Origin of the sequence: Staphylococcus sp. HMSC069E10, from assembly GCF_001809205.1 — a bacterium.
GTDB lineage: Bacteria > Bacillota > Bacilli > Staphylococcales > Staphylococcaceae > Staphylococcus > Staphylococcus hominis.
In genome coordinates, this window is record NZ_KV796477.1 from 62,169 (window position 1) to 82,847 (window position 20,679).

General features: G+C 30.4%; 20 protein-coding genes and 2 other annotated features. Of the genes, 19 read left to right on the plus strand and 1 reads right to left on the minus strand.

What is annotated here, in order from left to right; translation table 11 throughout:
* Positions 1–25: 25 nt before the first annotated feature.
* Positions 26–153, plus strand: a sequence feature (ribosomal protein L20 leader region).
* Between the two features lie 23 nt (positions 154–176).
* The 15 genes from infC (at position 177) to HMPREF2561_RS04250 (ending at position 14,128) form a co-directional block, all read left to right on the plus strand.
* A complete protein-coding gene (infC, locus tag HMPREF2561_RS04180) occupies positions 177–704 on the plus strand; it encodes a translation initiation factor IF-3 (RefSeq protein ID WP_070443240.1) in 528 nt (175 codons plus the stop codon).
* Between the two features lie 27 nt (positions 705–731).
* The gene (gene rpmI, locus HMPREF2561_RS04185) at positions 732–932 is read left to right on the plus strand and encodes a 50S ribosomal protein L35 (protein WP_002448990.1); all 201 of its coding nucleotides are present in this window, start codon (positions 732–734) and stop codon (positions 930–932) included.
* Between the two features lie 53 nt (positions 933–985).
* Positions 986–1,342, plus strand: a complete 357-nt coding sequence (gene rplT, locus HMPREF2561_RS04190; protein WP_002448983.1) for a 50S ribosomal protein L20 — start codon at positions 986–988, stop codon at positions 1,340–1,342.
* A gap of 181 nt (positions 1,343–1,523) precedes the next feature.
* On the plus strand, positions 1,524–2,135 hold the full coding sequence (locus tag HMPREF2561_RS04195; protein WP_070468390.1) for an NUDIX domain-containing protein: 612 nt from the start codon (positions 1,524–1,526) through the stop codon (positions 2,133–2,135).
* 12 nt (positions 2,136–2,147) lie between these two features.
* On the plus strand, positions 2,148–3,065 hold the full coding sequence (locus HMPREF2561_RS04200) for a hypothetical protein (protein WP_070468393.1): 918 nt from the start codon (positions 2,148–2,150) through the stop codon (positions 3,063–3,065).
* Positions 3,066–3,219: 154 nt separating this feature from the next.
* A complete protein-coding gene (tig, locus tag HMPREF2561_RS04205; protein WP_049419700.1) occupies positions 3,220–4,536 on the plus strand; it encodes a trigger factor in 1,317 nt (438 codons plus the stop codon).
* A gap of 156 nt (positions 4,537–4,692) precedes the next feature.
* Positions 4,693–5,955: an ATP-dependent Clp protease ATP-binding subunit ClpX gene (clpX, locus tag HMPREF2561_RS04210; RefSeq protein WP_002448985.1), complete on the plus strand. Its 1,263-nt coding sequence runs from the start codon at positions 4,693–4,695 to the stop codon at positions 5,953–5,955.
* Between the two features lie 151 nt (positions 5,956–6,106).
* Positions 6,107–6,697, plus strand: coding sequence for a ribosome biogenesis GTP-binding protein YihA/YsxC (yihA, locus tag HMPREF2561_RS04215; protein ID WP_002448982.1), 591 nt, complete (start codon positions 6,107–6,109; stop codon positions 6,695–6,697).
* 136 nt (positions 6,698–6,833) lie between these two features.
* Positions 6,834–8,171 (plus strand): glutamyl-tRNA reductase, encoded by a 1,338-nt coding sequence (gene hemA, locus HMPREF2561_RS04220; protein WP_049419701.1) that lies wholly within the window; start codon positions 6,834–6,836, stop codon positions 8,169–8,171.
* A gap of 21 nt (positions 8,172–8,192) precedes the next feature.
* Entirely contained in the window at positions 8,193–9,005 is an 813-nt protein-coding gene (gene ccsA / locus HMPREF2561_RS04225) for a cytochrome c biogenesis protein CcsA (RefSeq protein WP_049419702.1), read from the plus strand.
* A 28-nt stretch (positions 9,006–9,033) separates the two neighbouring features.
* A complete protein-coding gene (hemC, locus tag HMPREF2561_RS04230; RefSeq protein ID WP_017176145.1) occupies positions 9,034–9,966 on the plus strand; it encodes a hydroxymethylbilane synthase in 933 nt (310 codons plus the stop codon).
* Between the two features lie 31 nt (positions 9,967–9,997).
* Positions 9,998–10,669, plus strand: coding sequence for a uroporphyrinogen-III synthase (locus tag HMPREF2561_RS04235; RefSeq protein ID WP_002448958.1), 672 nt, complete (start codon positions 9,998–10,000; stop codon positions 10,667–10,669).
* Positions 10,669–11,643: a porphobilinogen synthase gene (hemB, locus tag HMPREF2561_RS04240; protein WP_002448944.1), complete on the plus strand. Its 975-nt coding sequence runs from the start codon at positions 10,669–10,671 to the stop codon at positions 11,641–11,643. Before HMPREF2561_RS04235 ends, hemB begins: the two co-directional genes overlap by 1 nt.
* A 21-nt stretch (positions 11,644–11,664) precedes the next feature.
* Positions 11,665–12,948, plus strand: coding sequence for a glutamate-1-semialdehyde 2,1-aminomutase (gene hemL / locus HMPREF2561_RS04245; RefSeq protein WP_049419703.1), 1,284 nt, complete (start codon positions 11,665–11,667; stop codon positions 12,946–12,948).
* A 103-nt stretch (positions 12,949–13,051) separates the two neighbouring features.
* Positions 13,052–14,128, plus strand: a complete 1,077-nt coding sequence (locus HMPREF2561_RS04250) for an AbrB family transcriptional regulator (protein ID WP_049419704.1) — start codon at positions 13,052–13,054, stop codon at positions 14,126–14,128.
* A 41-nt stretch (positions 14,129–14,169) separates the two neighbouring features.
* Here HMPREF2561_RS04250 and HMPREF2561_RS04255 read toward each other — a convergent pair whose 3' ends face one another.
* Positions 14,170–14,727 (minus strand): DNA-3-methyladenine glycosylase I, encoded by a 558-nt coding sequence (locus HMPREF2561_RS04255; protein WP_049419705.1) that lies wholly within the window; start codon positions 14,725–14,727, stop codon positions 14,170–14,172.
* Positions 14,728–14,785: 58 nt separating this feature from the next.
* Positions 14,786–15,012, plus strand: a binding site (T-box leader).
* A gap of 39 nt (positions 15,013–15,051) precedes the next feature.
* Here HMPREF2561_RS04255 and HMPREF2561_RS04260 point away from each other — a divergent pair.
* From HMPREF2561_RS04260 to radC, 4 genes are all read left to right on the plus strand, one after another.
* Positions 15,052–17,682 carry a valine--tRNA ligase gene (locus HMPREF2561_RS04260; RefSeq protein ID WP_002449015.1) on the plus strand — a complete coding sequence of 877 codons (2,631 nt, stop codon included), beginning with the start codon at positions 15,052–15,054 and terminating at the stop codon, positions 17,680–17,682.
* An 11-nt stretch (positions 17,683–17,693) separates the two neighbouring features.
* Positions 17,694–18,962, plus strand: coding sequence for a bifunctional folylpolyglutamate synthase/dihydrofolate synthase (locus HMPREF2561_RS04265; RefSeq protein ID WP_017176149.1), 1,269 nt, complete (start codon positions 17,694–17,696; stop codon positions 18,960–18,962).
* 249 nt (positions 18,963–19,211) lie between these two features.
* Positions 19,212–19,901: a prepilin peptidase gene (locus tag HMPREF2561_RS10575; RefSeq protein WP_002487997.1), complete on the plus strand. Its 690-nt coding sequence runs from the start codon at positions 19,212–19,214 to the stop codon at positions 19,899–19,901.
* 23 nt (positions 19,902–19,924) lie between these two features.
* Positions 19,925–20,602: a RadC family protein gene (radC, locus tag HMPREF2561_RS04270; RefSeq protein WP_017176150.1), complete on the plus strand. Its 678-nt coding sequence runs from the start codon at positions 19,925–19,927 to the stop codon at positions 20,600–20,602.
* Positions 20,603–20,679: the final 77 nt, after the last annotated feature.

Below are 20,679 nucleotides of genomic sequence, written 5' to 3' on the forward strand. Positions count from 1 at the left end.
ATGATTAGTATCGTTGATTACGAAACGAACCAAGTAGAAACACCCGTTTCTCACCTGTAGCGACGCAAAAAGCTGTTGGCAGGTTAATCATGTCACACAATTATTGTGTATGAGTGAAGAGCGGGCAAATATTGTCCGCTCTTTTTGCTTGGGAAAATTTCGTAAAATTTTGGGAGGTGTCAACCATAGCAAAAGATCAAACGCAAGTTAACGAAAAAATTCGCGCAAAAGAATTACGTTTAATTGGCCAAAATGGTGACCAAATTGGTGTTAAATCTAAAAGAGAAGCTCTTGAGATGGCTGAAAGAGTTGAATTAGATTTAGTAGTTGTTGCACCAAATGCTAAACCACCTGTTGCAAGAATTATGGATTATGGTAAATATAAATTCGAACAACAGAAAAAAGAAAAAGAAATGAAGAAAAAACAAAAAGTTATCAATGTTAAAGAAATTCGTTTAAGTCCAACTATTGAGGAACACGATTTCCAAACTAAGTTGAAAAATGGACGTAAATTCTTAACTAAAGGTGACAAATGTAAAGTTTCTATTCGTTTCAGAGGTCGTGCAATTACACACAAAGAAATTGGTCAACGTGTTTTAGAAAAATTTGCAGACGAATGTAAAGATATTGCCACTGTTGAACAAAAACCTAAAATGGAAGGGCGCCAAATGTTTATTATGTTAGCGCCTGTAAACGAAAAATAATTTACTTTTATTAGGAGGAAATGAATCATGCCAAAAATGAAAACTCACCGTGGAGCAGCTAAACGTGTTAAAAGAACTGGTTCAGGTCAATTAAAACGTTCTAGAGCTTTCACATCTCACTTATTTGCAAATAAAAATACTAAACAAAAACGTAAATTACGTAAAGCTAAACTAGTATCTAAAAGCGATATGAAACGCGTAAAACAATTATTAGCTTACAAAAAATAATTAATATTACTTTCGAACGATGATAAAGCGATATATTTAAGGAGGAATTTAACATGCCACGAGTTAAAGGTGGAACAGTAACAAGAGCACGTCGTAAAAAAACGATTAAATTAGCTAAAGGTTACTTCGGTTCAAAACATACATTATATAAAGTAGCAAAACAACAAGTGATGAAATCAGGTCAATACGCATTCCGTGACCGTCGTCAACGTAAACGTGATTTCCGTAAATTATGGATTACACGTATTAATGCAGCTGCACGTCAACATGACATCAGCTATTCTCGTTTAATGAACGGCTTGAAAAAGGCTGACATTAACATTAACCGTAAAATGCTTTCTGAAATTGCTATTTCAGACGATAAAGCTTTCGGTGAATTAGTATCAAAAGCTAAAGATGCTTTAAAATAATTAATATTTAAAAGCCAATAAGGTAACTATAAAACCTTATTGGCTTTTTTATTTACTTTTATTCATCAAATATTCTTTAATAGAATTATGATAAGTAAACGAACCAGTTAAATATCATTGTGATTTAAATCATTGGTTTGTTAAACTATTAAAAAAGAATATTAATTTCAAGGAGTTAACTATGTCTAAATTTGATGAACAAATCATCGTCGTATCAAGAGAAATATTATTTGATAATGAAAAAAATGCATTTAATGGATTCTTATCGAAAAACGATGTTCAAGGTGAAGAAATATTTAATACGTTTAAAAATTATGAAGTAAAAAGACGTGGAGATATGGAAGAAGATCCATCTTATAAACAACTTATTTCATATTGTCTTTTAGAAAATGAAAATGATGAAATCTTAGTATATCAACGTTTAAGTGGTGGCGGAGAAGAACGCTTACACGGACAATCTTCAGTGGGTGTTGGTGGACATATGAATAATGTTGTTGGCGCCGATTCAATTAATGAAGTTTTAAGAGTGAATGCACAAAGAGAACTTAATGAAGAAGTAGGATTATCTGAAGATAGATCTCAAAATATGGAATATATTGGTTTTATTAATGACGATACTAATGCAGTAGGTAAAGTTCATATAGGTGTTGTTTTCAAAATTAAGGTGAAATCTAGTGATGTAGAAGTTAGAGAAACTGACACTTTAAAAATTAATTGGGTATCACAAGATGAAATAAATGATTTAAATCATTTTGAATCATGGAGTGCGTTAATTTTAAAAGATTTAAAATAAAGGGGGCTCAATATGTCTGATATTATCCCTTTTCCTCAATCAAAGCAAAAATTATATCATAATATTTTAAATGCACAACAACAAAATAAATATAAAGAAATGTATCAATTGTTTGATATATATGAAGCCTCATTCGAGTTAGATAATCAATTATCTTTGATTAAATGTGACATGTTAAATGAATTAGGGTTATATTTAGAATTAAGAGAAGAAGCAATTATTTTCTTAAAAAAAGGTATACCTTATTACGACGAACTGATTATTTTCTATATTAAAGCATTAATAGGTTTAAATCAGAATTATGAAGCAATTGAAGTCATTAATCAAATCATTAACGAAGTGAAAGAACATAAAACTAGAATGGCACTCTTTCCATTAAAAGAATATGCACAATCTAAATTAGATGAAGACAAGAAACTTTCTAGTCAATTATTATCAGAATTTACTAGTTTAGATTTAAATCGTCAAACTAAATTAATGATTAAACTCATTGATAACGGACATTATGAATTCAGAAAGACGGTTGCTTTTTTATTATCTAATCAAGTAGAATCTTATAATTTGAAAAGTCTCATGCTTGAGTATTTACGTTTTTCAAATTATGATAGTGAAATAAAAATTGAGAAGTATGGTTATGAAGTCAACATCCTCCCTACAACATTAAAAGGTTTAGAACACACAGATATGAAAACTACTGTTATTCCCAAAGTTCTCGATAGATTAGAAAATGGAGCTTTGAATATACAAAATGAAGCTCAGTATGTAATGAATAATCATTCAATAAAACTATATCCACTTGATATATTTTCACTTTTTAATGAAGAAGATTGGGTAATAGCTTATGATGTTTATTTTAAGTCAATGATTGGTATAGAAGTAAGTGAAGCAAATCAAGAATTATTAACATTAATTTATCAGTTAGATAATTAAATGTGAGCAAATCATTTTAGTTTACTTAAATGATTCTGTAAAGTTGAATTATTATTTAAAATCCCCTATAAAACATTGTTTGTGTCCATATTGGACCTATGATATAATAGGGAAGTTGAAAAAATTAAAAATGTAAGCATGGAGGTATTTATACATGACAGCAACTTGGGAAAAAAAAGAAGGTAACGAAGGTTTATTAAAAGTTACTGTTCCAGCAGAAAAAGTAAATAAAGCATTAGATCAAGCATTTAAAAAAGTGGTTAAACAAATTAACGTGCCTGGTTTCCGTAAAGGTAAAGTGCCTCGTCCAATTTTCGAACAACGTTTTGGCGTTGAAGCATTATATCAAGATGCAGTAGATATTCTTTTACCTGAAGCTTATGGTGAAGCCATTGAAGAAACTAAAATCAATCCAGTAGCTCAACCTGAAATTAATGTAACTCAAATTGAAAAAGGTAAAGATTTCGAATTTGAAGCAACAGTGACTGTTGAACCTGAAGTTAAATTAGGAGATTATAAAGGTCTTGAAATTGAAAAACAAGATTCTGAATTAACTGATCAAGATTTACAAGATGAAATTGATCATAGTTTAGGTCATTTAGCTGATATGGTTGTTAAAGAAGATGGTGCAGTTGAAGAAGGAGACACTGTAAATATTGACTTTGATGGTTATGTAGATGGCGAACAATTTGAAGGTGGCCAAGCTGATGGTTATGATTTAGAAATCGGTTCAGGTTCATTTATTCCAGGATTTGAAGATCAATTAGTAGGCGTTAAAACTGGAGAAGAAAAAGATGTTGTTGTAACATTCCCAGAAGAATATCACGCTGAAGAATTAGCTGGTAAAGAAGCTACATTCAAAACTAAAGTAAATGAAATTAAATACAAAGAAGTACCCGAATTAACTGATGAAATTGCAAATGAATTAGATTCAGATGCTAATTCAGTAGATGAGTATAAAGAAAACTTACGCAAACGTTTATCAGAACAAAAAGCACAAGATGCTGAAAATGTGGAAAAAGAAGAAGCAATTAATAAAGCAACTGAAAATACAACAATTGATATTCCACAAGCTATGATTGACACTGAATTAGATCGTATGGTTCAAGAATTTGGTCAAAGAATCCAACAACAAGGTTTAGACTTACAAACTTACTTCCAAATTTCTGGTCAAGATGAATCTCAATTAAGAGAACAAATGAAAGATGATGCAGAGCAACGTGTTAAAACAAACTTAACATTATCAGCAATTGCAGATGAAGAAAATATCGAAGTCACAGATGAAGATATTGATAAAGAATTAGAAAAAATGAGCAGTCAATTTAATATCTCAGTAGAAGATATTAAACAAACTCTTGGTAATACTGATATCATTAAAAATGATGTACGTATTCAAAAAGTAATTGACTTATTAAGAGACAATGCTAAATATGTTGATTCAGCTAAAGAAGATAAAAAAGAAGACAAATAATAAACTTTTAAATTGATATAAAGTTTAAAAATAAGTAGCAGGTGCATCATTATATGTATCTGCTACTATATGTTTTAAGCATTTTAGTTGTTAACTATCAATTTGCATTGTAGAATGCTATCTAGTATAGTCGTTTAAGGATAGAGGTGTAAATGAATGTTTAAATTTAATGAAGATGAAGAAAATTTAAAATGTTCTTTCTGTGGTAAGGACCAAGATCAAGTTAAAAAATTAGTAGCAGGTAGTGGTGTATACATTTGTAATGAATGTATCGAACTATGTTCTGAAATTGTTGAAGAAGAATTAGCTCAAGCTACTTCAGAAGAATTTACTGAATTACCGACGCCTAAAGAAATTATGGACCATTTAAATGAATATGTTATTGGCCAAGAAAAAGCTAAAAAATCTTTAGCAGTGGCAGTTTACAATCATTACAAACGTATTCAACAATTGGGTCCAAATGAAGATGATGTTGAGTTACAAAAAAGTAATATCGCCTTAATTGGACCAACGGGTAGTGGTAAAACTTTACTTGCACAAACACTTGCTAAAACATTGAATGTACCATTTGCTATTGCAGATGCAACAAGTTTAACTGAAGCAGGTTATGTTGGTGATGATGTTGAAAATATTTTATTACGTTTGATTCAAGCTGCTGATTTTGACATTGATAAAGCAGAAAAAGGAATTATTTATGTAGACGAAATTGATAAAATTGCTAGAAAATCTGAAAATACATCAATTACGCGTGATGTTTCTGGTGAAGGTGTACAACAAGCATTACTTAAAATCTTAGAAGGTACAACAGCAAGTGTACCACCTCAAGGTGGCCGTAAACATCCTAACCAAGAATTGATTCAAATTGACACAACTAATATTCTATTTATATTAGGTGGTGCGTTTGATGGTATTGATGAAGTCATTAAACGCCGTTTAGGTGAAAAAGTTATCGGTTTTGCTAGCAATGAAGCAGATAAGTATGATGAAGAAGCTTTATTAGCACAAATTCGTCCTGAAGATTTACAAGCATATGGTTTAATTCCAGAATTTATTGGACGTGTACCAATAGTTGCTAATTTAGAAACATTAGATGTTGAAGCGCTTAAAAATATTTTAACGCAACCTAAAAACGCGTTAGTTAAGCAATATACAAAAATGTTAGCTCTTGATAACGTTGAATTAGAATTTACTGAAGAAGCTTTGGCAGCAGTCAGTGAAAAAGCAATTGAACGAAAAACTGGAGCACGTGGATTACGATCAATTATAGAAGAATCTTTAATTGATATTATGTATGATGTACCTTCAACAAGTGATGTTGCTAAAGTTGTAGTAACTGCTCAAACAATTAATGAGGAAATCGAGCCTGAAATGTATGATTCAGAAGGTAATTTATTGAACGGTACTAAAACTTCAGCTTAATTATCAACCATATAATAAGGAAGTGGTGATAGAATTCATTTGAGTTCGAAACTGCTTCCTTATTTTTATACATATCATTTTTTTAAAATTTTAGATTTTTAAACATTTATATTATAATAAAGCAGCTATAATAATGAAGAGGTGTTTGAATATGAATATTAACCCAAATAATATAGAATTAATGATTAGTGCAGTGAAAGAAGAACAATATCCTGAAACCAATTTAACTGAAATCGCTTTAAGTGGACGTTCTAATGTGGGTAAGTCCTCTTTTATTAATAGTATGATTGGTAGAAAAAATATGGCTCGTACTTCACAACAGCCTGGAAAAACGCAAACTCTAAACTTCTATAATATTGATGAACAACTTATTTTTGTTGATGTTCCTGGATATGGATATGCAAAAGTAAGTAAATCACAGCGTGAAAAATTTGGGAAAATGATAGAAGAGTATTTAACTAAACGAGAAAATCTAGGTTTAGTCATTCAACTTGTAGATTTACGACATAATCCTACCGAAGATGATGTATTAATGTATAATTATTTAAAACATTTCGATCTGCCAACACTAGTCATTTGTACTAAGGAAGATAAAATTGCGAAAGGTAAAGTTCAAAAACATATAAAAAATATAAAACAAAAATTAGATTTAGATCCAAACGATACAATTATAAGTTACTCTTCTATTCAAAATTCTAAACAGCAATACATTTGGGATATTATTGCTAATTATATAAATTAAAAGAAATATCTTGTAATTAAGTGACGAAATTTTGACTTCACATTAGAATGTTTCTAATTTATTTGAGCATCAAACTTAAATTCATTCTAAAATGTGTTATACTAACGATATTGTTAGTATATGGAGGGCGTTATAAATGCATTTTATTGCTATTAGCATAAATCATCGTACTGCTGATGTAGCTTTAAGAGAGCAAGTTGCTTTTAGAGATGATGCCTTACGATTAGCCAATGAAGATTTATTCGAAACTAAAGCAATTTTAGAAAATGTAATATTATCGACATGTAATCGTACAGAAGTATATGCTGTAGTGGATCAAATTCATACAGGACGATATTATATTCAGCGATTTTTAGCTCGTTCATTTGGATTTGAAGTAGATGATATTAAAGCAATGTCTGAAGTTAAAGTGGGGGACGAAGCAATAGAACATCTATTGCGTGTAACTTCAGGTTTAGATTCAATTGTGTTAGGAGAAACACAAATTTTAGGCCAAATGCGTGATGCATTTTTCTTAGCGCAAGATTTAAAAACAACTGGAACTATCTTTAATCATCTATTTAAACAAGCAATTACTTTTGCTAAAAAAGCACATAATGAAACAGATATCGCAGATAATGCTGTAAGTGTTTCATATGCTGCTGTGGAATTATCAAAAAAAGTATTAGGTAAATTAAAAAATAAACATGCTGTTATTATTGGTGCAGGTGAAATGAGTGAATTGTCGTTATTAAATTTACTCGGCTCAGGCATTAATCATATTACAATTGTAAATCGAACAGAAAGTAAAGCTAGAATTTTAGCTGAAAAACATCAAGTTAGTTATGATAAGCTAGAATCTTTACCTAGTTTATTAACTTCAACTGATATTGTTATTAGTTCTACTAGTTCACCAGATTATATTATTACTAAAAGTATGATTAATCAGGCACTATCATATAGAAAATCTAAATTATTATTATTAGACATTGCAGTACCACGAGATATTGAACCATGTCATAATTTAAGTGATGACGTATTTAATTATGATGTAGATGATTTAAAAGGTTTAGTTGATGCTAATTTAAAAGAACGACAAATGGCGGCGGAAGCTATTTCTAATGAAATTCCTGCTGAAATTAAAGCACATAATGATTGGGTAAATATGTTGGGTGTAGTTCCTGTAATAAGAGCTTTACGTGAAAAAGCAATGACTATTCAAGCTGAAACAATGGATAGTATCGATAGAAAATTACCGAATCTATCTGAACGAGAACGAACAGTCATTTCTAAACATACTAAAAGTATTATTAATCAAATGTTGAAAGATCCAATTAAACAGGCTAAGGAATTGAGTAACGATAAAAAAAGTAATGAAAAATTAGAGCTATTTCAAAATATATTTGATATTGAAGCCGAAGATCCTTATAAAGCAGTGAAAGAACGAAAAAAAGAAAAGGAACTTTCAGTACGACATATCTTTAGTTTTGAATAAGCATATTAAAATGGTGATAATATGCAAGAAACGCTATTTATTAGATTTCATGAAATTATATTAATTGTATATTTAATTAGCATTCTTTGTTATTTTATAGACTTTGTTCGGAAGAGTCATAAGATTAGAGTACTTGGAATTTATGCCTTAGGGATTGTTTGGTTTTTACAAACAATCTCTTTGTCTATGTATATTACTTCGCATAGTGATGTATTGTTTAATTCCATATTTGATGTTTTTTTCTTCTTGTCATGGATGATTATTTCTATTTCTCTAGTTTTAAATATTATTAAAGTTCTAAGTTTTTCTGTGTTTTTTTTGAATGTAATTGGATTTATCTTATTAACGATGAATACATTTAGACCTGAACACTATACAAACAGTATACAAAAAGTACAAGTTATAAATGAATTATTACTTGTACATGTAGGGCTTGCAGTATTGAGTTATGCTTTTTTTGCACTTGCATTTGTAAATGCATTGCTATATATCATTCAATATAAAAACCTTAAAGAAAAAAACTTTAATCAGAAATATTTTAGAATTGGCAGTGTAGCAACTCTTGAAAAAATTATATTTTTTTCAACTTTGGGCGGTTTAGTAATATTAATATTGAGTGTAATTTTAATTGCTCAATGGGGAATCTATGCGGTTGGTATAGCAATATTTAAAGATCCGAAGGTTATGTTGTCTGTCATTATTACGCTTCTTTATACAGTATATGTCGTTATGTATTTAAAAAAGAAAATCATCTCAATTAATTTAATTTATTTTAATATTATGATATTTTGCCTATGTATGGTGAATTTATTCTTCACTACTCATTTTAATTAAAAGAAAACTTATGTAGGAGGCCTTGTTTATGCGTAAATTAGTTGTGGGTTCACGTAGAAGTAAACTTGCTTTAACACAAAGTAAACAATTCATTGATAAATTAAAAGCCATTGATCCATCTTTAGAAATCGAAATTAAAGAGATTGTCACAAAGGGAGATCGAATTGTGAATCAACAACTATCTAAAGTTGGAGGAAAAGGCCTATTTGTTAAAGAGATTCAAAATGAACTATTTAACAACGATATCGATATGGCAATACACTCATTAAAAGATGTTCCTAGTATTATTCCAGAAGGTTTAACATTAGGTTGTATTCCTGATAGAGAAATACCATTTGATGCCTATATTGCTAAAAATCACGTACCATTAGAAGAACTTCCTAAGAATAGTATAGTTGGTACAAGTTCATTAAGAAGAGGTGCACAAATATTATCTAAATATCCTCATCTAAAAATTAAATGGATTCGTGGTAATATTGATACACGTTTAAATAAATTAGAAACAGAAGATTATGATGCGATTATTTTAGCAGCAGCAGGACTCAAACGTATGGGTTGGTCTGATGACGTAGTAACAACTTATTTAGATAAAGACACATTACTACCTGCAATCGGTCAAGGTGCTCTTGGCATTGAGTGCCGTAGTAACGATATTGAACTTCTCGAGTTACTTCAAAAAGTTCACAATAATGAAGTTGCAAATTGTGTAACGGCCGAACGAACATTTTTAGCTGCAATGGATGGAAGTTGTCAAGTTCCAATTGGTGGATATGCGAATTATAACAATAACAATGAAATTGAGTTTACAGGCTTAATCATGACACCAGATGGTAAGGAACGTTATGAACATACTGAAGTAGGAACTGACCCTGTAAAATTAGGGAACAGAGTAAGTGAGATACTTAAAGAACAAGGTGCGTATGAAATTATAAGAAAATTAAACGAAGAAGCATCACATTAATACTAAATCTTAGTAGAGGTGTTACAGTTAGATGAAACCAGTGATAGTTATGACGCAAACGAGTAAAGTCCAGAGTGATATGGTAGAAGTCATTCATAAGCCATTTATTAAAATTCAATCACTTGAATTTGATACTCAACTCTTGCATGATAATTATGACTGGCTTATTTTTTCTTCAAAAAATGCCGTACATTTATTTTATAAATATTTAGAGTACGTGAATGTAAAACATATTGCAGTAGTAGGCGCTAAAACTGCGCAGTTATGTAAACAATTAGGTATAAATATAGATTTTATACCTAACGATTATTCTCAAGAAGGTTTATTAGAAGGATTAAATCTAGAAAAATCTTCTATTTTAATTCCGAGCAGTGCACAGGCAAGACCAAAATTACAACAAACTCTCGCTGAACATAATAATGTTGTGAAAATTGACTTGTATACACCTATAGCGGATAGAGAGAATATTATTGAAGTTATCAATCTAATTCAACATAATCAAGTTGAAGCATTAACATTTTCAAGTTCATCTGCAGTGCGTTATTATTTTAGTGAGGCATTTCCTAAGCATTTTAAAAATTACTATGCTATAGGTCAACAAACTGCAAATAGCATTAGAGCCTATGGTTATGAACCTTATATTGCAGATAAACAAACTTCTGAAGCATTAATAAACACATTTTTAGAAAGTAGGAATAAATAATGAAATTCGATAGACATAGAAGATTACGCTCTTCAGCTACAATGAGAAGTTTAGTAAGAGAAAATCATGTTAGAAAAGAAGATTTAATTTATCCAATTTTTGTAGTAGAAAAAGATAATGTTAGAAGCGAAATTAAATCTTTACCTGGTGTATATCAAATAAGTTTAAATCTATTAGATGATGAAATTAATGAAGCATATGATTTAGGTATTAGAGCGATTATGTTCTTTGGCGTACCTAATGAAAAAGATGATGTGGGTTCTGGTGCATACGATCATAATGGCATTGTTCAAGAGGCAACACGTAGAGCAAAAAAACTTCATAAAGATTTATTAATCGTTGCTGATACTTGTTTATGTGAATATACGGATCATGGTCATTGCGGTATCATTGATGATCATACGCATGATGTTGATAATGACAAATCTTTACCATTATTAGTTAAAACAGCAATTTCTCAAGTCGAAGCTGGCGCTGACATTATTGCTCCAAGTAATATGATGGATGGTTTTGTTACCGAAATTCGACAAGGTTTAGATGAAGCTGGTTATTATAATATTCCAATTATGAGCTATGGCATTAAATATGCTTCTAGTTTCTTTGGACCATTTAGAGATGCTGCAGATTCAGCTCCTTCATTTGGAGATAGAAAAACGTATCAAATGGATCCAGCTAATCGTTTAGAAGCACTAAGAGAATTAGAAAGTGACTTAAAAGAAGGCGCAGACATGATGATTGTCAAACCAGCTTTAAGTTATTTAGATATTGTTAGAGATGTAAAAAATAACACTAATATTCCTGTTATTGCTTATAATGTTAGTGGTGAATATGCTATGACTAAAGCAGCATCTCAAAATGGTTGGATAGATGAAGAACGTGTGGTTATGGAACAAATGGTATCAATGAAACGTGCGGGCGCAGATATGATTATTACTTATTTCGCGAAAGATATTTGTCGTTACTTAGATAAATAATGGTTAAGGAGGAACAAGTTAATGACTTATGAAAAATCACAAGAAGCAATGCGCATTGCTGAAACACTTATGCCTGGTGGTGTCAATAGCCCTGTAAGAGCATTTAAATCAGTAGATACACCAGCAATTTTTATGGATCATGGTGAAGGTTCGAAGATTTATGATATAGATGGCAATGAATACATTGATTATGTATTAAGTTGGGGACCATTAATTTTAGGTCATAAAAATAAACAAGTCATTAGTAAATTACATGATGCTGTAGATAAAGGCACTAGTTTTGGTGCTTCAACACTAGAAGAAAATAAATTAGCTGAACTTGTTATTGAAAGAGTGCCTTCAATTGAAAAAGTAAGAATGGTTTCTTCAGGTACTGAAGCTACTTTAGCGGCATTAAGACTGGCTAGAGGTTACACTGGTAGAAATAAAATTGTTAAGTTTGAAGGATGCTATCACGGACATAGCGATTCATTGCTTATCAAAGCAGGTTCAGGTGTAGCAACTTTAGGTCTTCCAGATTCACCAGGAGTACCTGAAGGCACAGCTAAAAACACAATTACAGTACCTTATAATGATTTAGATGCGATTAAAGTAGCATTTGAAAATTATGGAGATGATATTGCTGGTGTGATAGTAGAACCAGTTGCAGGAAATATGGGTGTTGTACCCCCTAAAAAAGGTTTCTTAGAAGGATTAAGGGAAGTCACTAAAGAATATGGTTCTTTACTTATCTTTGATGAAGTCATGACAGGTTTCCGTGTAGGGTATAACTGTGCTCAAGGTTATTTTGGTGTGACACCAGATATCACATGCCTAGGAAAAGTGATTGGCGGTGGCTTACCTGTAGGTGCTTTTGGAGGCAAAAAAGAAATTATGGATAAAATTGCTCCAGTAGGTAATATTTATCAAGCGGGAACTCTATCTGGTAATCCTTTAGCAATGACAAGTGGTTATGAAACACTAAGTCAATTAACGCCTGAATCATATGAGCATTTCCAAAAATTAGGCGATATATTAGAAAAAGGACTTAAAGAAGTATTTGCTAAACACAATGTTCCTATTACAGTAAATAGATCTGGTTCTATGATTGGTTATTTCTTAAATAAAGGACCTGTAACCAACTTTGAAGAAGCGAATCAAAGTGATTTAGAGCTATTTAGTAATATGTATAGAGAAATGGCTAAAGAAGGTATATTTTTACCACCTTCTCAATTTGAAGGAACATTCTTATCTACCGCACATACCAAAGAAGATATTGAAAAAACGATTCATGCTTTTGATAATGCATTAAGTAGAATTGTTTAATATTTAAAAGTTAATATAATAAAAGTGGAACAAAGATGAGATAATATCATCGTTCCACTTTTTTTAATTTAAATGCTTTTAATCTAGAAAGAAGTGATGATTTTTGAGGCGAATTTGGCTAAATAATATTATATTATTAATAATAGCGATAATCATGAGTTTAATATTAAAATTATCTCATATGCTTTTACCCTTTATGTTTGGGCCCATTATAGCCTCAATTATTGTGGTTAAAGTACTAAAACTAAATATTAAATGGCCTTTTTGGATTAGTCAGATTGGCTTAATATTACTTGGAGTACAAATAGGATCTACGTTTACGTCACAAGTCATTAACGATATCAAAAATGAGTGGTTAACCATTGTGACGGTGACTGTTTTACTCATCACGTTATCATTATTGATTGCTTATTTTTTCAAAAAAATTGCAAGAGTTAATACTGAAACTGCTATCTTGAGTGTAATACCTGGCGCTTTAAGTCAAATGTTAATTATGGCTGAAGAAGATAAAAAAGCGAATATCTTAGTAGTAAGTTTAACCCAAACTTCTAGGGTTATTTTTGTAGTCGTACTTGTACCACTTATTTCTTTTTTATTTAGCAATTCATCATCAAGTGAAGAGATGATTCATAAAGCTACACCATTAACAAGAGCTTTAAATGTGCCCCAAATTGCTTTAATTATGATTGCTATAGCTTTTGTTTATTTCTTAATGTCAAAAATAAATTTTCCAACAAAACAATTACTCGCTCCAATTGTCGTTTTAATTGTTTGGAATTTATCAACTCATCTGACTTTTACTTTAGATAATTATATTCTTGCTTTTGCACAAGTGATTTATATGATTAGAATTGGTTTACAAATTGCACATTTATTAGGTGATTTAAAAGGTCGCATTGCTATAGCAATTATGTATCAAAATATAAGTTTAATTTTAGGGTCATTTTTGATGGTCTTTATTGTTCATTTGTTTACTCATAATTCATTAAACGAATTATTTTTAGGTGGAGCTCCTGGAGGAATGAGTCAAATTGTGCTAGTTGCCATAGCTACTGGTGCAGATGTTGCTAAGATATCAAGTTTTCATATCTTTAGGATATTTTTTATATTATTTTTAGTAGCACCAATAATTAATTACTTTTTAAAACGAAAAAAAGTGATAATCAATCATAAGGAGTAGAACTACGAATTCAAAATAATCTGTTCTACTCCTTTTAATATTTAATGATTAGGTTTTGAAGGACATCCTTCTAAGTGAGCATCATATAGACCAGCCGCTTCCATAAACGAGAATACAGTCACAGGTCCTAAAAATTTAAAACCATAAGCTTTTAAATCTTTTGAAAGTTGTTTTGCTCTTTCATCAACTGTAATACGTTCTGAGGGAGTTTTATAGTGCAAGTCAATAGGATGTCCATCAACATATGACCATAAAAACTTACTGAAGCTACCATATTCTTTTTCAATTTGTAAATAACCCTTAGCTTGAGATACTATGGCTTCTAATTTCTTTCTATTATGTACGATATTTGGAAAGGTCATTAAAGCATTAATATCTTTCTCTGTCATTTTAGAAATTTTTGTAGGATCAAATTGATAAAATGCTTTTTCATAAGCCTCTTTCTTTTTTAATATAGTTAACCAAGATAAACCAGCATGTTGAGATTCAAGTGCAAGTAATTTGAAAAGTGAAAGACTATTAAAATCTGGTTGTCCCCATACTTTATTATGATAATCTAAATAAATAGGGTCTGTAGTTCCAAAGGCACATGCGTTCATAAATATTCCTCCAAAAGATTGACTTATCATTGTTTTCTATTATACTATTAATTAGTAATTAAATATATTTTTTGGGAAGAGTACGTTTGATACTTATCAAAGAGAGCATATGGACGGTGTAAATATGTATAATGATCAAACTGAAGGTAGCCCACAAGTTCTTTTATTGAATACACATATAATAGTAGATAGAAGCGTGTATGAGCGTTAATCATAAATAAGTGCAAGAAGATATGGAGGTATCGTCTTGAATTTAGGTGGTACCACGGAGCATCCGTCCTATATATTAGGAAGGATGCTTTTTTATTTTAGGAGGTTATTTCAATGAAAATGGAATCAAAGTATAATCCTCGTGAAGTTGAAGCGGGGCGTTATGAAGAATGGGTAAAAAATGAATACTTTAAACCTCTAGAAGATGAATCTAGAGAAGCATATACAATTGTTATTCCGCCGCCGAATGTGACTGGTAAATTACATTTAGGACATGCTTGGGATACAACATTACAAGATATTATTACTCGAATGAAACGTATGCAAGGATACGATACGCTTTATTTACCTGGTATGGATCATGCGGGTATTGCAACACAAGCTAAAGTAGATGCTAAATTAAAAGAACAAGGTATTTCTCGTCATGATATAGGACGTGAAAAATTTTTAGAACATGCTTGGTCTTGGAAAGAAGAATATGCATCTTTTATTCGTAAACAATGGGCTAAATTAGGCTTAGGTCTTGATTATAGTAGAGAACGTTTTACTCTTGATGACGGCTTAAGTAAAGCGGTTAGAAAAGTATTTGTTGATTTATATAATAAAGGAATTATTTATCGTGGAGAGCGAATTATAAATTGGGATCCAGTCGCACGTACAGCATTGTCAGATATAGAAGTGATTCATGAAGATGTGCAAGGTCATTTTTATCATTTTAAATATCCTTATGCTGATGGTAATGGATATATTGAAATTGCCACAACTCGTCCTGAAACAATGCTAGGGGATACTGCTATAGTCGTTAATCCAAATGATGAACGTTATAAAGATGTTATAGGAAAAAAAGTGATTTTACCAATTATAGGTAGAGAATTACCAATTTTAGCAGATGAGTATGTTGATATTGAATTTGGTAGTGGAGCTATGAAAGTTACACCTGCACATGATCCTAATGACTTTGAAATTGGTCAGAGACATCATTTAGAAAACATTATCGTAATGGATGAAAATGGAAAAATGAATGACAATGCATCTCAGTATGCTGGTTTAGACCGTTTCGAATGTCGTAAAAAATTAGTAGAAGATTTAAAAGCTCAAGATTTAGTGATTAAAATTGAAGAACATATGCATTCTGTAGGTCATTCAGAACGTTCTGGTGCAGTAGTAGAACCTTATTTATCTACACAATGGTTTGTAAAAATGAAACCACTTGCGCAACAAGCACTAGATAATCAAAAAACAGATAATCGAATTGATTTTTATCCACCACGTTTTGAAAATACATTTAATCGTTGGATGGAAGAAATTAGAGATTGGACTATTTCTAGACAATTATGGTGGGGTCACCAAATTCCAGCTTGGTATCATAATGAAACAGGTGAAGTATATGTTGGAGAAGAAGCACCTGCTGATATCGAAAATTGGACTCAAGATGAAGATGTGTTAGATACATGGTTCTCAAGTGCGTTATGGCCATTCTCAACTTTAGGTTGGCCTAATGAAGAAGCAAAAGATTATCAACGTTACTATCCAACGAATGTTCTTGTAACCGGTTATGATATTATCTTCTTCTGGGTAGCAAGAATGATTTTCCAAGGATTAGAATTTACTGGTAAACGACCATTTAATGATGTACTTCTTCATGGTTTAGTAAGAGCTGAAGATGGTCGTAAAATGAGTAAATCACTTGGTAATGGTGTAGATCCAATGGATGTCATCGAAAAATACGGAGCAGATAGTTTACGCTACTTCTTAGCAACTGGTTCTTCTCCAGGTAATGACTTACGTTATTCTACCGAAAAAGTTGAATCTGTATGGAACTTTATTAATAAAATTTGGAATGGTGCTCGCTTTAGCTTGATGAATATTGGAGAAGACTTTAAAGTGGAAGACATTGATTTATCTGGTAATTTATCTTTAGCGGATAAATGGATTTTAACACGACTAAATGAAACAATAGAGACCGTTACTAATCTGAGTGAAAAATATGAATTTGGTGAAGTTGGACGTGCTTTATATAACTTTATTTGGGATGAATTCTGTGATTGGTATATTGAAATGAGTAAAATACCAATGAATGGTGAAGATGAAGCTCAAAAACAAACAACACGTTCTGTTCTAAGTTATACACTTGATCAAATAATGAGAATGCTACATCCATTTATGCCATTTGTAACTGAAAAAATTTGGCAAAGTTTACCGCATGAAGGAGAAACAATTGTAAAAGCAGCATGGCCGACAGTTAAAGAAGAGTTTGTGTTTGATGAAAGTAAACAGACAATGGAACAATTAGTTGAAATTATTAAATCTGTGAGACAATCACGCGTAGAAGTAAACACACCACTTTCTAAATCAATCCCTATTCTCATTCAAGCTAAAAATGAAGAAATTAAAACAATCTTAGAAAAAAATGCGGATTATATTCATAGATTTTGTAATCCAAGTGAATTAACCATCGATACAAATGTAGATATTCCTGAAAAAGCGATGACAGCGGTAGTAGTTGCTGGTAAAGTCATTTTACCGTTAGAAGGACTTATTGATATGGATAAAGAAATTGAACGTTTAGAGAAAGAGTTAGACAAACTTCAAAAAGAATTAGACCGTGTTGATAAAAAATTATCAAATGAGAATTTTGTTAATAAAGCACCTGAAAAAATTATAAATGAAGAGCGCGAAAAACAACAAAAATATCAAGAAAAATATAATGGTGTTAAAAACAGAATTGAACAATTAAAAGCATAGGAGAATTGTCAATGAATTACCTAGATAGCTTATATTGGATACATGAGCGCACTAAGTTTGGTATTAAACCTGGTGTTAAAAGAATGGAATGGATGCTTAACCACTTAAATAATCCTCAATTAAATATTCGCGGTATTCATGTGGGTGGAACAAATGGTAAAGGTTCTACAGTAGCTTATTTAAGAGCTGCATTAGTTGAGAATGGATATGAAGTTGGAACATTTACTTCTCCTTTTATTGAAACGTTTAATGAACGAATTAGTTTAAATGGTTATCCGATCTCAAATGACGAAATAGTTGAATTAGTAAAACGAGTTAAACCAGTAAGTGAAGCGTTAGAACAAGAAACCGAACTCGGTTCTGCAACAGAATTTGAAATTATAACAACAATGATGTTTTTATATTTTGGAGAGATACATCCTGTAGATTTTGTTATTGTAGAAGCGGGACTAGGAATTAAAAATGATTCAACTAATGTGTTTACTCCTATTCTTTCAATTTTGACAAGTATAGGATTAGATCATACTGATATTTTAGGAAGTACGTATTTAGATATCGCAAAAGATAAAGGTGCTATCATAAAACCTAATGTACCCGTCATCTATGCAGTCAAAAATGAGGAAGCTTTAAAATACATTAGAGATTTAGCGGAAAATCAGAATGCAAAGCCAATTGAACTAGATAGAGAAATCATTATTGTATCTGAAGATGATGAATTTACTTATAGATATAAAGATTATGAGTTAGAAACAATCATCTTAGATATGATAGGTGATCATCAAAAAGAAAATGCTTCATTAGCTATTACAGCTTTAATAGAGTTGAACGAAGAAAATATTATTGAATTAGATTTTAATAAAATGATTGATGCTATTGAAAGTGTTTGTTGGACAGGACGTATTGAGCAAGTTAAAGAAAAACCTCTTATTATTATTGACGGAGCACATAATAATGAAAGTGTTGAAGCATTAGTTTCAACAATCAAAAATTATTATGATCTTGAGAAAATGGATGTTTTATTTTCAGCCATTAAAGGTAAACCTGTAAACGAAATGTTAAGTAAATTACAAAATTTAGCTGGTACATTTTATTTTACTGAATTTGATTTTCATAAAGCCTTATCTAAACAAGAATTACTTGAGAGTATAGATGCTGATAACATCGAATATATTGATGATTATGTAGATTTTATAAATCATTATGATGGTGAGGGCTTATTGATTACAGGCAGTTTATATTTTATAAGTGAAGTAAAATCGAAAGTTGAATTTAATTCATAATATATAGTATGTTAAATATCTAAATATAGCTATGAAGAAAGTTACAAATTAAACTTCTTCATAGCTTTTTTATTAGTTATATAATTGATAGATTAAGAGTGGACTGATTATTTTTAATAAAGGTTTTATTCATTTTATTGAATTTAAAATGCTTTAAAGAAGATATATTTATTTATTGAAATGAATTTAATCTAATCCTCGTTATTCCATTTACTTAGACCATATTTTAGTTATAATGAATGATATGAGGTGATCAGTATAATAGTATTATTAGCATTTACGTGTAGTGTAATATTTAGTTTTTTATATCAATTTTCAAGTATAGAGAAAGTGAATCTTCAATATTTCAAGCGACGATCACAATGTGATTATTGTCATACATCATTAAAGTGGTTTGATACTATACCATTATTAAGTTTCATATTCTTAAAAGGACGCTCGAGATGCTGTTCAAATCCTTTAAAACGCTCCTATATTATAGGTGAAATATTATCGTTTCTTATTGTCCCATATTTAATATTTATCGATATACATATAAATTATTCTCTCTTTATATTAACTTGTTTAATGTTGATAACGATGTCTCTAACCGATATTCAAACATTAACAATCAACAGTAACTTAATCCTCGTTTTTTTCTTTGTCGGTATCTATATTTCTTCATTACATTTGATTTCATTTATATTTATTTTCTTTCTATTACATACATTTTTTCTGTTAAATTCTAAAAGTATAGGGTACGGTGATATTTTATTACTTAGTATACTTTCTATATTTTATACTTATGAATTTATACTTCATCTAATATTATTAACTTGTGCAATTGGTCTTATGTTTTATATCATCTTGTTTCGTTTTAAGATACGTAAAATCCCACTTATTCCTTTTATTTCAATCTCATATATTTTATTAATTAATTTTTCCAACAATATTATGTAACTAATAAAGAAAAGGTGATGTTTTTGAAAATTAAAGATATGGCCAAAAGTGAGCTTCCTAAAGAGAGACTCATTCAATATGGTGAAAAAAGTTTGTCTAACAGTGAATTATTAGCAATTTTAATTAACACTGGACGACAAGGGGTTTCAAGTATTGATATTGCAAATGAAATGATTAATAAAGTAAATAATTTAAAAGAATTAAAATTACTTTCAATACATGATTTGTTAAAAATAAAAGGTATAGGATTGCATAAAGCAGTGACACTAAAAGCCGCTTTCGAATTGGGAGAAAGAATAAATAAACGTAATTCAATTGAAAAAGTAAAGATTAAATCTCCTAAAGATGTCGCAGATATGATGATGTCTAAAATGAAAGATTTAACTCAAGAGCATTTAGTTGCTTTATTTTTAAATACTAAAAATATAGTGATAAAAGAAGAAACTATATTTATAGGAACATTAAACTCTTCAGTGATACACCCAAGAGAAGTCTTTAATGCTGCCATTAGAGCTTCATGTAATGCAGTAATTGTGATTCATAATCATCCATCTGGAGATGTGACGCCTTCAAAAGAAGATATTGCTACTACCATTAGACTTAAAGAATGTGGACAAATTCTTGGCATTGAATTACTTGACCACATTATTATCGGTGATCAAAAATTTACTAGTTTAGTAGAGGAGGGGTATTTCGTATAAAAGATTAAAAATTATTTATAGTCTCATTGTTAAAATTTTAGTATAATAAGCCTTAATTATATATTTAGAGGTGTATG